This window comes from Caulobacter sp. UNC358MFTsu5.1 (assembly GCF_000712075.1).
GTDB lineage: Bacteria > Pseudomonadota > Alphaproteobacteria > Caulobacterales > Caulobacteraceae > Caulobacter.
The window spans coordinates 519,790-532,367 of record NZ_JONW01000007.1 but is presented as its reverse complement, the minus strand read 5'-3'; the positions used below and the strand labels follow the sequence as shown (position 1 = coordinate 532,367).

General features: G+C 70.6%; 11 protein-coding genes. 2 read left to right on the top strand and 9 right to left on the bottom strand.

Annotated elements, in window-relative coordinates:
- Positions 1-28 precede the first annotated feature (28 nt).
- A complete protein-coding gene (gene gltA, locus BR39_RS0114960; RefSeq protein WP_029913386.1) occupies positions 29-1,309 on the top strand; it encodes a citrate synthase in 1,281 nt (426 codons plus the stop codon).
- A gap of 55 nt (positions 1,310-1,364) precedes the next feature.
- On the opposite strand, the gene BR39_RS0114955 is transcribed toward gltA, so the two are convergent.
- Together BR39_RS0114955 and BR39_RS0114950 are read right to left on the bottom strand one after the other, a co-directional pair.
- Positions 1,365-1,637 (bottom strand): EscU/YscU/HrcU family type III secretion system export apparatus switch protein, encoded by a 273-nt coding sequence (locus tag BR39_RS0114955; RefSeq protein WP_029913383.1) that lies wholly within the window; start codon positions 1,635-1,637, stop codon positions 1,365-1,367.
- A 10-nt stretch (positions 1,638-1,647) separates the two neighbouring features.
- Positions 1,648-3,279 (bottom strand): flagellar hook-length control protein FliK, encoded by a 1,632-nt coding sequence (locus BR39_RS0114950; protein WP_051695732.1) that lies wholly within the window; start codon positions 3,277-3,279, stop codon positions 1,648-1,650.
- A gap of 127 nt (positions 3,280-3,406) precedes the next feature.
- On the opposite strand from BR39_RS0114950, the gene BR39_RS25380 reads away from it, so the two are divergent.
- Positions 3,407-5,245, top strand: coding sequence for an ATP-binding protein (locus tag BR39_RS25380; RefSeq protein ID WP_081916815.1), 1,839 nt, complete (start codon positions 3,407-3,409; stop codon positions 5,243-5,245).
- Here the strand turns inward: BR39_RS25380 and lpxB are convergent.
- The 7 genes from lpxB to bamA are packed head-to-tail and all read right to left on the bottom strand — an operon-like array spanning position 5,157 to position 12,556.
- Positions 5,157-6,356, bottom strand: coding sequence for a lipid-A-disaccharide synthase (gene lpxB, locus BR39_RS0114940; RefSeq protein ID WP_029913379.1), 1,200 nt, complete (start codon positions 6,354-6,356; stop codon positions 5,157-5,159). The genes BR39_RS25380 and lpxB overlap by 89 nt on opposite strands.
- Positions 6,353-7,195: an LpxI family protein gene (locus BR39_RS0114935; protein WP_029913378.1), complete on the bottom strand. Its 843-nt coding sequence runs from the start codon at positions 7,193-7,195 to the stop codon at positions 6,353-6,355. The genes lpxB and BR39_RS0114935 overlap by 4 nt, the downstream gene beginning before the upstream one ends.
- Before the next feature lie 9 nt (positions 7,196-7,204).
- Complete coding sequence (lpxA, locus tag BR39_RS0114930; RefSeq protein ID WP_029913377.1) at positions 7,205-7,999, bottom strand: acyl-ACP--UDP-N-acetylglucosamine O-acyltransferase; 795 nt, start codon at positions 7,997-7,999, stop codon at positions 7,205-7,207.
- Positions 7,996-8,478, bottom strand: coding sequence for a 3-hydroxyacyl-ACP dehydratase FabZ (gene fabZ, locus BR39_RS0114925; RefSeq protein ID WP_029913376.1), 483 nt, complete (start codon positions 8,476-8,478; stop codon positions 7,996-7,998). The genes lpxA and fabZ overlap by 4 nt, the downstream gene beginning before the upstream one ends.
- A gap of 1 nt (position 8,479) precedes the next feature.
- Positions 8,480-9,496: a UDP-3-O-(3-hydroxymyristoyl)glucosamine N-acyltransferase gene (lpxD, locus tag BR39_RS0114920; RefSeq protein ID WP_029913375.1), complete on the bottom strand. Its 1,017-nt coding sequence runs from the start codon at positions 9,494-9,496 to the stop codon at positions 8,480-8,482.
- Positions 9,497-9,542: 46 nt separating this feature from the next.
- Complete coding sequence (locus BR39_RS0114915; protein ID WP_029913373.1) at positions 9,543-10,190, bottom strand: OmpH family outer membrane protein; 648 nt, start codon at positions 10,188-10,190, stop codon at positions 9,543-9,545.
- Between the two features lie 5 nt (positions 10,191-10,195).
- The gene (gene bamA / locus BR39_RS0114910; protein ID WP_029913371.1) at positions 10,196-12,556 is read right to left on the bottom strand and encodes an outer membrane protein assembly factor BamA; all 2,361 of its coding nucleotides are present in this window, start codon (positions 12,554-12,556) and stop codon (positions 10,196-10,198) included.
- Positions 12,557-12,578 lie beyond the last annotated feature (22 nt).

The window sequence follows — 12,578 nt, the reverse complement described above, 5'->3', positions numbered from 1 at the left end:
CCGTTCCACTATTGAAGGGGTCTCTCGCATGACCGACAAAGCCACGCTGACGATCGGCGACAAGAACTACGACCTGCCGATCCTCAAGGGCAGCACGGGTCCGGACGTCCTGGACGTGCGCAAGCTGTACGGCGAGTCCGACCACTTCACCTTCGATCCGGGCTTCACTTCGACCGCGTCCTGCGAAAGCAAGATCACCTATATCGACGGCGACGCCGGCGTTTTGCTGCACCGCGGCTATCCGATCGACCAGCTGGCCGAGAAGTCCTCGTTCCTCGAGGTCTGCCACCTGCTGCTGAACGGCGAACTGCCGACGGCCGACGAATTCACCAAGTTCGAACGCAACATCACCTACCACACGATGCTGCACGCCCAGTTCGACAGCTTCTTCCAGGGCTTCCGCCGCGACGCCCACCCGATGGCCGTGATGACCGGCGCGGTCGGCGCCCTGTCGGCCTTCTACGCCGACAGCCTGAACGTCGATGATCCCAAGCAACGCGAGATCAGCGCCCATCGCCTGATCGCCAAGATGCCGACCATCGCCGCGCGCGCCTTCCAGTACTCGCAGGGCCGTCCGTTCGTGACGCCGCGCAACGAGCTGTCGTACTCGGAAAACTTCCTGCGCATGTGCTTCTCGGTGCCTGCCGAGGACTGGGTCCCCAACCCCGTCCTGACCCGCGCCATGGACCGCATCTTCATCCTGCACGCCGACCACGAGCAGAACGCCTCGACCTCGACCGTCCGCCTGGCCGGCTCGTCGGGCGCCCACCCGTTCGCCTGCATCGCCGCCGGCATCGCCTGCCTCTGGGGCCCGTCGCACGGCGGCGCCAACCAGGAAGCCCTGGAGATGCTGGAAGAGATCGGCTCGGTCGAGAACATCCCCGCCTACGTGCAGGGCGTGAAGGACCGCAAGTACAAGCTGATGGGCTTCGGCCACCGCGTGTACAAGAACTTCGACCCGCGCGCCAAGGTCATGCAGAAGACCTGCTACGAGGTTCTGGAGCAGCTGGGCATCAACGACCCGCTGCTGCAAGTGGCCATGGAGCTGGAGAAGGTCGCGCTCAGCGACCAGTACTTCATCGACCGCAAGCTGTACCCGAACATCGACTTCTATTCGGGCATCACCCTGCGCGCGATGGGCTTCCCGACCAACATGTTCACCGTGCTGTTCGCCCTGGCTCGCACCGTCGGCTGGATCAGCCAGTGGAAGGAAATGTTCGAGGACCCCTCGCGCAAGATCGGCCGTCCGCGTCAGCTGTACACGGGCGCCACCCAGCGCGACTACGTGCCGGTCGAAAAGCGCGGCTGAGCCGCGCACGATCGCTGAAGACGGAAAAGGCCTCGCGAAAGCGGGGCCTTTTTCTTTAGCGCCCCTCGGCCGAGCGCAGGATGAAGCCCAGGATTTCGGCCACGGCCACGTAGAGGGCCTCGGGGATCTCCTCGTCCATCTCGATGGTCGACAGGGCCTGGGCCAGGGCCGGGTTCTCCTCGATCGGCACGCCGTGCTCGCGGGCGGTCTCGATGATCTTGTCGCCCACCCAGCCGCGGCCGGTGGCGACCACGCGCGGGGCGTTGGGTTCTTCGTAGCGCAGGGCGACAGCGATGCGCGGCCCGGCGGCGCGGACGGGGCCGGTCATGTGGCCCCCTTCATGTGGCTTGATCCAGGAACTGGCCCGGCGCGGCGGCGGAGGCGCGCGGCTGGCCGGTGTGGAAGGCGACCTCGGGTTCCAGGGCGGCCTCGCGGAGCGCGCTGTTGAGGCGTTCCTCGCCGGTGCGCAGGCGGGCCATGGCGGCGGGACGTTCAGCCCACAGCGACACGCGGGCGCGGTCGCCGGTCAGGGCCACCTGGGCGTGGACGGGGCCCATCGGCTCGACGTCCAGCGAGAAGCGGGCGCGCCAGGTGCGGCCCAGGGCGGGACCGCCCTCCCCGCCCGCGCCGCCGCCGCCGTCGCGGCTGATCTCGAACTGGGCGGCGGCCGGCCCCTGAGGGGTCATGAACGGCATGTCGAACACCCACCGCGCGCCCTGCGCCTCGGCGGGACGGCCGGCGGGCGGCGGCTCGGGCAGCGAGGCGATCTGCAGCAGCTCGGTGCGGGCCAGGGCCGCGCCGCTCTCGGCCAGCAGGCGCTGGGCGACGGCGTGCGGCCCCGCTCCGGCGGGCAGGCCCGGCTGGGCGGCGGCCTGGGCGTGGGTCGGCGCCCCGGCGTAGGGCGGCGGGGTCTGGGACGGCGGGGCCGGGGCGGCCTCGGGTCCGCCATAGGCCAGGACCGCCGCCGAGGCGGCGCGCGGCGCGTCGAGGGGCGTCGGCGGGAAGTCCTCGGCGACGATCGCGCCGAAGGCCGGCAGGGGCGGCGGAGGTGCCGGCGTCGGGCGGACCGCCTGCCAAGGCGCGTTGACGACGGGCCGAGCGGGCGGCGGCGCGCCGTCGTCGGTCGGCGAAGCCTGGACCGCGGCCTCCGGCTCGGCGGCGACCGCCTCGACCGACGGATCGGCCGGCGTCGAGACCGAAGCGGCCAGGGCCTGGGGCGTACCCCGGCTGGCCAGCTGGGCCGAGGCGGCGGCCTGGGCGGCGGCTGGGTCCGGCGCGGCGCCTGTCATCGCGTTCGGCGCGGCCCCGGCCTGGGCCGACATCGGCGGCAGGCCCTCGGCCCAGGTCTTGACCACTTCGCGGAAGACCAGCAGCGCGGCCTTCATGTCGCTGTTGGGCGTGGGCGTCGGGACGGTCTTGGGCGGGGCGCTGACGGTGAGGGGCTGCCGGCGCTGGGCCTGGTCGCCGGCCGCCAGGCGGGCCTCCAGGAACAGGCCGGAGCGCTGCAGGGCCTGGCGGATCTCGGGACCGCTGATTTGGCCGTCCAGGCGGGCGCTCAGGGCCATGACCTGGGCGATGGCGGCCTTGACCTGGCGCGGGGTGTCGGGTTCGGCGGCGGCCTGGGCCATGTCGGCCATCAGGGGCGCCAGGCCCGCCTGGCGGGCGGCGGCCCGGCCGGCGGCGGCGGCCACGGCGCGGGCGGGGGTCTCGGCCTGGACCTCGGGACCGACGGCGACGCCCTTGGCGTCGACCACCCGGGCCAAATTGGCCTCGCCCTCGCCCACCGCGTTCTTGGCCAGGTTGGCCAGATCGCCCTGGGACTGGGAGTTGGACTGGTCGATCATCGCGCCCAGGGTCTCGACCGTCTGGATCACGGCGATGCGGGCGAGCGCGTCGGCCGCCTGGTCGGCCCGGTTCACGGGATTCGACGGCGTCAGGGACGACAGAGGGGCGACCGAGAAGATCGTCACGCCAGGTCTCCGGCCGGCGGCGAGAGGGCCGCCGGAGCTTCCAACCTAGTCGAGAGCCGTGAAGCGCGTCTTAAAGGCTTTGCTAACGCCGCGCGCCGACAGTGCGCCCCTGATTTGGAGTTCGGGCTTGACGCGCGCCGCCCCATCCCTGGCCTGGACGGACATCACGGCCCATCGACGCCGTGACCTGAAGACCATCCTGCCCATGACGCTGCTGGCGGCCGCCGGGTCGATCGCCTGGCTGGACCCGCGCTGGGTCGCGGCCTGGCTGGCGGCTGTCGCCCTGTTCATGGCCGGCAACCAGCTGATGGGCCTGTGGGTCGACCGCACGGCCGAGCCCAGCCCGGGCCAGGAGTGGCTCTACGCCGCCGTCACCTTCGTCTACACCGGCGTCTACGGCCTGTTGCCCCTGGCCATGGCCGTCGAGGGCGGCCGGGCCTCCGCCGTGGCCGGCGCGGCCATGCTGGGCGCGGTGGCCCTGAGCAGCACCGCCGAATTCCCGATCTCGCGCCGCATCGGCGCGGCCTCGCTGCTGGCGGTGCTGCTGACCGCCGGCCTGGCCCTGGCGCGGCCCGCCGTCGGCGAGACCGGCGGCCAGTCGGCCGTCGCCTTCATCGCCGCGCTCGCCTTCCTGGCCTATGTGCTGCTGGCCGCCCTGCATCGCGCGGCCACCCAGCGCGACCTGGTCCAGGCCCTGACCGCCGCCCGCGAGAAGGAGGCCGAGGCCGCCGCCGCCAACGCCGCCAAGACCACCTTCCTGGCCACCATGAGCCACGAGATCCGCACGCCCCTGAACGGCATACTGGGCATGATCCAGGTCATGCAGGCCGAGACGATGAGCGACGCCCAGCGCGAGCGGCTCGACATCGTCCGCAAGTCCGGCGAGGGGCTGACGGCGATCCTCAACGACGTGCTGGACCTGTCGAAGATCGAGGCCGGCCGCCTGGAGGTCGAGGCGGTGGCCTTCGACCTGCCCGAGCTGCTGGTCGGCTGCCACGACGCCTTCTCGGTCCTGGCCGGGCAGAAGGGCCTGGCCTACACCCTGAGCATCGCCCCGGAGGCCCAGGGCCTCTATCGCGGCGATCCGCTGCGGCTGCGCCAGGTGATCGGCAACCTGCTGTCCAACGCCGCCAAGTTCACCCACACCGGGGCGATCGACCTGTCGGCGCGGGTCACGGGCGACTGGCTGGAGCTCGCCGTGGCCGACACCGGCGTCGGCGTGGCGCCCCGCGACATCGACCGCCTGTTCGGCAAGTTCAGCCAGCTGGATGCCTCCAGCACCCGCCGCTACGGCGGCACCGGCCTGGGCCTGGCCATCTGCCGCGACCTCTGCGTGCTGATGGGCGGCGAGATCGTCGTGTCCAGCGCGGTCGACTTCGGCTCGACCTTCACCGTCCGCCTGCCGGCCGACCGCCTGAGCCCCCTGCCCGCCGCCGAGCCCCGGATCGTCATCGCGCCCGAGGCCGCGCCGCGTGCGCCGCTGCGGGTGCTGGCGGCCGAGGACAACCACGTCAACCAGCTGGTGCTCAAGGCGATCCTGGGCCAGGCCGGCATCGCCCCCCAGGTGGTCGCCAACGGCGCCCAGGCCCTCGAGACCTGGCGCGACGGCGGCTGGGACCTGGTGCTGATGGACGTCCACATGCCGGTGATGGACGGCGTCGCCGCTGTCCACGAGATCCGCCGCCTGGAGGCCGTCGAGGGCCGCGCGCGGACGCCGATCATCGCCCTGACCGCCAACGCCATGAGCCACCAGGTCGACGCCCTGCTGGCCGAGGGCTTCGACGACCACGTGGCCAAGCCGATCGACGTGGTGGCCCTGTTCACGGCCCTGGAGCAGGCGGCGAGCCTGGCGGCGGAGGCTCCGCCCCTGGCGACGCCTAGACGGCCCTTCCGCGCGCCCTCAGGAAGTCCAGGAGGGCCGAAGCGGCCGCCTCGGAGGGATCGGGCATGCCGCGTCCCATCTTGACCAGGGCGGCGTCCTGGGCGGCGACCTGGGCCGCGCGCAGCGCCGGATCGTCCAGCCGCCTGGCGACCTCGGCGGCCAGGGCCTGGCCGGTGCAATCCCCCTGTAGAAGCTCGGGCGCGACCGTGTCCTGGGCGGCGATGTTGAACAGGGTCACCCAGCGCGGCTTGAACATCGTCTTGAGCAGGCTGTAGGTGATCGCGCCGGTCACGTAGCCGACCACCACCGGACAGCCGGCCAGGGCCAGCTCGGTGGTCACCGTGCCGCTGCAGGCCAGGGCGACCGTGCCGGCCGCCATGGCGTCGTCCTTCAGCGCCTCGTCCTCGATCACATGGGCCCGGAACGGCCAGGCCGCGACCCGGGCCTTGACGCTGTCGGCCACGGTCGAGGCGGCGGGCACGACGACGTGCAGGTCGGGCCGCTGGGCCTTCAGGCGCTGCACGGCGTCCTCGAAGCGCGGCATGACCCGCTGGATCTCGGACGGGCGGCTGCCGGGCAGCACCAGCAGGATCGGGTCGCCCGGACCCGCGCCGATCGCGGCGCGCAGCCGGGCCGGGTCGGCGTGGCTGAAGTCGTGGGCCAGGGCCGAATTGCCGACGAAGACGCTGGGCAGGTCGACCGCGTCGAAGAACGGCTTGTCCATCGGCTGGATCGACAGCAGCAGGTCCACCGCCGTCGCCAGGTCCTTGGCGCGCTCGGCGCGATAGGCCCACACCTGGGGGGCGACGTACTTGACCAGCGGCAGGCCGGGGTCCTGCTTCCGCAGCGCCTTGGCCAGGCGGATGTTGAAGCCCCAGCTGTCGATCAGCACCGCCACGTCGGGCTTCTCGCGGGCCGCCAGGGCCAGGGTGTCCTTCAGCCGCGCCATGGCGCGGGGATAGGCCTTGAGGCTCTCGAAGATGCCCAGGATCGACAGCTGGGCGATGTCGAAGGGGCTCTCCACCCCCTCGGCCGCCATCTTGGCCCCGCCGACGCCGACGAAGCGCACCTTGTCGCCGCCCAGGCGGTCGCGCAGCACGTGGGCCAGCCTGGCGCCCAGGGCGTCGCCCGAGGCCTCGGCCGCCACCAGCATCACGGTCAGCGGTCCGGACTGCGGGAGGCTTTCGGCGCTCATGCGTCGGCGCGGGGCTCGACCCCGTACACGAACAGGCCCAGGTCGTCGGCGCAGGCGATGACCTGCTCGCGGTCGACGATCAGCAGGCGTCCGGCCTCGCCGACCACGCCGGCCAGGCCGGCGCGGGCCGCGCGCTGCACGGTGGCCACGCCGATGGTGGGCAGGTCGACCTTGGTCTCCTGGATCGGCTTGGGCGCCTTGGCCAGCACGCCGCGCGGGGCCTCGGGGTTGCCCCGGACGGCCTGGGGCAGGTCGGCGACCCGCCGCAGCATGGCGTCGGTCCCCTCCTGGGCCTCGACGGCCAGGACCAGGCCGTCGCAGACCACGGCGCCCTGCCCCACGTCGAGAGCCCCGATGGCGCGCGCCACGTGCAGGGCGCGGTCCATGTCGGCGATGTGGCCGTCCTTGGGGACGTGCTTGCCCAGGGGACCGCGCGGCAGGGTCATCTCGCCGCGCACCTCGTGGGCGCCCTCGATGACGAAGCCTTCCTTCTCGAACTCGGCCAGCACGCGGCGCAGCAGGGCGTCGTCGCCCTTGCGGGCGGCGTTGACCAGGCCCGGGATCACCGCCAGGCCGCGCAGGTCGGGCTTGAGGGTCGCGAAGTCGGGACGATCGACGACGCCCGCGAAACAGACGGCCTCGCAGCCCTCTTCCCGCAGCGCCTTGAACGCCTTGCCGAACTCGCCCAGCCCGACCTCGACGCCGGGATACTGGGCCAGGACCGGCAGGGCGAACGACTTCAGGCGCATCACCGCGAACGGCCGGCCGGCCGCCTCGCAGTGGGCGGCCAGCTCCACCGGCAGGGAGCCGCCTCCAGCGATCAGACCAAGCTTGCGCATGGCCCCTCCCTAGACCTCGCGTTCCGGCAGGCACAGCGGCCGATTGCCGTCGGCGCGGATGAACTCGACGATCTCCATTACCTCGGGCGTGCCGGCATGGGCCTCGGCCACGTCGTCCAGGCGTTCCTGAAAGGTGCCTTCGTCGGCGAACAGCAGGCGGTAGGCGGCGCGCAGGGCGTTGATCGCCTCGCGGCTGAAGCCCCGGCGCTTGAGGCCCACCAGGTTCAGCCCCTCCAGGTGGGCGTGGTTGCCCCACACCGAACCGTAGGGGATGACGTCCTTGGTCACCGCCGCCAGGCCGCCGATGAAGCTGTAGCGGCCCACGCGCGAGAACTGGTGGATGGCCGCCAGGCCGCCCACGAACACGAAGTTGCCGACATCGACATGGCCGCCCAGGGTCGCGCCCTTGGCCAGGACCACGTTGTCGCCGACGATGCAGTCGTGGGCCACGTGCGCCTCGGCCATGAAGAAGCCGTCGGCGCCGATGGTGGTCACGCCACGGCCCGAGGCCGTGCCGGTGTTCATCGTCACCTGTTCGCGGATGATGTTGCGCGGGCCGATGACCAGCTCGGTGCGTTCGCCCTTGTAGCCCAGGTGCTGGGGCGGACCGCCCAGGGACGAGAAGGCGTGGACCTCGGTGTCCTCGCCGATGGTGGTGACGCCGTCGACCACCACGTGCGACAGCAGACGCACCCGCGCGCCCAGGGTCACGTCCGGGCCGACGATGCAGAACGGCCCGATGACGACGTCGTCCGCCAGCTTGGCGGCGGGATCGACGATGGCGGACGGATGGACCTGGGTCATGCCTTGGGAGTCTCCACCACCATGGCCGCGAACTCGACCTCGGCCGCGACCTTGTCGCCGACCTTGGCCACGCCCTTGAACTTGAAGATGCTGGAGCGGGCGCGCAGCACCTCGACTTCCATGCGGATCACGTCGCCCGGGCGCACGGGATTGCGGAAGCGGGCGTTGTCGACCGACATGAAGAAGATCGTCTTGCCCTCGGTGTCGACCTCGAGCGACTTGCTCATCAGCACCGCGCCCGTCTGGGCCAGGGCCTCGATGATCAACACGCCGGGCATCACCGGATTGCCCGGGAAGTGGCCCTGGAAGAACGGCTCGTTGATCGTCACGCACTTGATGCCTACGATCGACTGGTGCGGACGATAGTCCTCGGCGCGATCCACCAGCAGGAACGGATAGCGGTGCGGGATCCGGCTCAGGATCTCGGCGATGTCGATGGACGAAACCTCAGCGGGCTCGGTGGTCTTGGATCGGCTCATTCTAGCCCCTTGGTTCCCGGCCGCCCGCCTTGCGCGACAGCCACGCGGTCTCCCGCAGCCACCGCTTGAGCGGTCGCGCGGGAAACCCAGTCCATGTTTCGCCGGCCGGGACGTCCTTGAAGACCGACGCCGCGGCGCCGATCTGGGCGCCCGCGCCGACCGTCAGGTGATCGGCCACGCCGGCCTTGCCGCCGAACGCGACTCCGTCGCCCACCGTCGTGCTGCCGGAAATGCCCGTGAAGGCGGCGGCGACGCAGTTGCGACCGAGCCGGACGTTGTGAGCGACATGGACGAGATTGTCGATCTTGGTGTTCTCGCCGATGGTCGTATCGCCGAACGCGCCGCGGTCCACGGTGCTGTTGGCCCCGATCGTCACGCCGTCCTGCAGGATCACCCGGCCCAGCTGCGGCAGGTCGACGACGCCCTTGGGGCCGCCGGCCGCGCCGAATCCGGCCTCGCCGATCACCGCCCCGGCATGGATCGACACCCGGTCGCCGACCAGGGCGAAGCCGATGACGGCATTGGCGCCGATCCGGCAGTCGCGGCCCACGGCCACGCCCGGCCCGATCACCACGCCGGGCGCCAGATAGGTGTTGCGGCCGATCCTGGCGCCCTGCCCAACGACGACGCCCGGGGACAGGACGACGCCCTCCTCCAGCTCGCTGTCGGGATGGACGTGCTGCGCGCCGTCGTGGCGCCGGGGCGCATGCAGCCTCTGGGCGGCGGCGGCCCACGCGGCTTGCGGATGGCTGGTCAGCAGCAACAGGCCGCCGGCCGGAGCCTGGGCGGCGTGTTCGGGCTTCAGGAAGCAGGCCGCGCTCTTCAGGCCGGCCAGGTCGGCCAGGCGCTTGGGATCGGACAGGAAGGTGACGGACCCGGCGTCAGCGCTCTCGAGCGGCGCGACGTGCGAGACCTGGTGGTTCCCGTGGGCGGGATCGGCCAGCCGAGCGCCGCTCAGGCTGGCCAGTTCCGTGAGGGTCGCCGGACCCAGGTCTTCGAAAAAGCGCGGGTCCGGCATCGGTCCTCTCGGGAGCGGCCCGGGCGACACGCCCAGGCCGACTCGACTACTTCTTGGGAGTCGTCGGCTGGAGAGCTTGAGCCCCCGGAGCCGCTTGGTCCAGACGTTCGCGATCGAAGGTCAGGGTCTTGATGCGGGCGTCGACCGCGGCCACGACGGAGTCGGTGATGTCCATGGCCGGATTGCCCAGCAGGACCGATTCCCGCTCGATCAGGATCGCGCAGCTCTTGGCTTGATAGGCCTGGCGGATGGCCGGGTCCAGTTCCTGATAGACGCGAGCCAGTTGCTTCTGCTCGGTGGCCTCGACTTCGCGCTGGCGCAGCTGGCCCTTACGCTGCCAGGCGTTGGCGCGCACCTGCAGGGCGGCGGCCTGTTGCTCCAGGGCGCTCTGGTCCAGGGTGGCCTTCTTGGCGTCCAGGGCCTTGGCGTCGTTGTCCAGGCTGGTGCGCTCGGCCGTCAGCTCGGCGTTGACCTGGGCGATGATGGTCTTCAGGCGCGCGTCGACCGCCTTGCCGACCTGCGAGGTCGCCACGGCGCGCTGGCTCGAGAAGATGCAGACGCCGGCGATCGGGGCTCCGTGGGTCACGGCCGGGGCGGCCGCGGCGGCGGGCGGCGCGGCTTGGGCGAAAGCGCCCGACGCCGTGGCGAGAGCGGCCAGACCCGAAACGGTCGCGGCGAGGAACTTGGAGGTCATGTTGGTTAGAACCTTGTGGAGGTGGAGAACCGGAAGGTTTCGGTTCTGTCGTAGTCTTCTTTAGCGAGAATGTGGCTGAAATCGAACCGGATGGGGCCCATGGGCGACTTCCAGTCGATGCTCAAGCCCGCCGAGGCGCGAAGGCCCAGGCCGTCCTTGATGTTCTGGTTGATGGTGCCGTCCGAGTTCAGACGATCGATGTCGTCCAGCTGGCCCGCCGTACCGAAGTCGGAGAACACCGCGGCCTTGATGCCGTACTGCTCGGGCAGGAAGGTCGGAACCGTCAATTCGAACGTGCCGATCGCATACAGCTTGGCGCCCAGGGCGCTGCTCTGCGTCGTCGTGTCGCGCGGGCCGATACCCGCGATCTCGAAGCCGCGGAAGGTCGAGCCGCCTTTGTAGAAGCGGTCGTTGATGCGGATGTTGTCGCCGCCCCAACCTTCGATATAGCCCGCCGACCCGGTGGCGCTGAAGATGAAGTCCTTGTTGAAGCCCCAGTACCAACCGGCGTCGGTCTCGGTCTTCAGGTACTTCACGTCGCCGCCGAACCCGGCCAGGTCCTGGCTCAGGTCGGCGAACCAGCCGCGGGTCGGCTGGATCGGATCGTTCCGCTTGTCCATCCGCAGGTTGTAGCCGAACAGCGAGGTGATGTACGAACCGCGCTGCAGGCAGAGGATGTCGGAGACCGAGCCGCTGGTGCAGAGGCTGTCCTCCACGCTCACCTTGTCCTGACGAAGCTGGTAGCGCAGGCTCATCGAAGCGTTCTGCGTCAGCGGGAAGCCCACGCGCAGCGTGCCGCCGGTCGACTCGGTGTCGTACGCGGCGTAGTCGCTCAGGTCGTAGCGGTACGAATACAGGTCCAAGCCCGCGCGCAGGTCGCGGCCCAGGAAGCGCGGCTCGGTGAAGCCGAAGTCGATCTGCTGACGCAGCGAACCGACCGAGACGCGGGCCCGCAGGTTCTGGCCGCGGCCGCGGAAGTTCCGCTCGGTGATGCCGACGTCCAGCACCAGCTTGTCGACCGAGCTGTAGCCGGCGCTGAACGACAGTTCGCCCGTCGGCTGCTCTTCGGTCTTGACCCGCAGGGTCGTGCGGTCGGGCTGGGCGCCGGGCACTTCCTCGATGTTGACGTCCTTGAAGAAGCCCAGGGCGCGGACGTTGTTCTTGGAGCGGTCGACCAGGACGCGGTTGTAGGCGTCGCCCTCGGCGACCTCCAGCTCGCGGCGCACGACGTAGTCCAGCGTGCGGGTGTTGCCGACGATGTCGATTCGGTCGACGTAGACGCGCGGGCCTTCACGCACCGAGAACACCACGTCCACGGTGTTGGTCTCGTGGTTGGGCACGTAGCGCGGACGCACGTCCACGAAGGCGAAGCCGGCGGCGCCCGCCGCGAAGGTCAGGGCGTCGGTGGCCTGCTCGATCTTGTCGTCTTCGTACAGCTGGCCCGTGCGGACCGGCAGGATCTGGGCCAGCAGGTCGCCGTTCAGCTTCTTCAGCTCGGTTTCGACGGTGATCTTGCCGAACTTGTACTTGGGGCCTTCGTCGATCGTGTAGGTGACCGCGAAGCCGTTCTTGTCGGTGGCCAGTTCGGCGACCGTCGCCACCACGCGGAAGTCGAAGTAGCCGCGGTTGCGATAGAACTTACGCAGCTGCTCGCGGTCGTATTCGATCCGGTCGGGGTCGTAGTTGTCGTTGCTGGTCAGGAACTTGTACCAGTGCGACTCCTTGGTGACGATGACGTCCTTCAGGTCGTTGTCCGAGAACTCCTGGTTGCCCAGGAAGTTGACGCCCAGGACGCCGCTCTTGGGGCCTTCGTTGATCTCGAACACCAGGTCGACGCGCTTCTGCGGCAGCTCGACCACCTTCGGCGTCACCGTGGCCGAGATGCGGCCCGAACGGCGGTACAGTTCGATGATGCGCTGGACGTCGGCCTGCACCTTGGCGCGGGTGAAGATGCCGCGCGGACGGATCTGCACCTCATCCTTCAGCTTGTCTTCCTTGAGCGCCGAGTTTCCCTCGAAGACCACCTGGTTGATGATCGGGTTCTCGACGACCTTCACGATCAGGTCGCCGCCCTGCAGCTCGATCTTCACGTCGGCGAACAGGTCGGTGCGCGCCAGGGTCTTCAGCGCCAGGTCGAGGCGCTGGGGATCGACCGTCTCGCCCGGCTGGATGGGCAGGTAGGACAGCACGGTCCCCTGCTCGATCCGCTCGTTGCCCTGCACCACGATGCGCTGGACCACGCCCGTCGTCTGGGCCTGGGCGAAGGCGGCCTGCGGCGCGGTCAGCGCCGTGGAACCGAGGAGGAGCGCAACGCCGGTGGCGAACGCGGCGCTATGGGCGCGGATTTTGCTCATGGGACCAATCATGGACGGACGGCCGGGTTCGCGA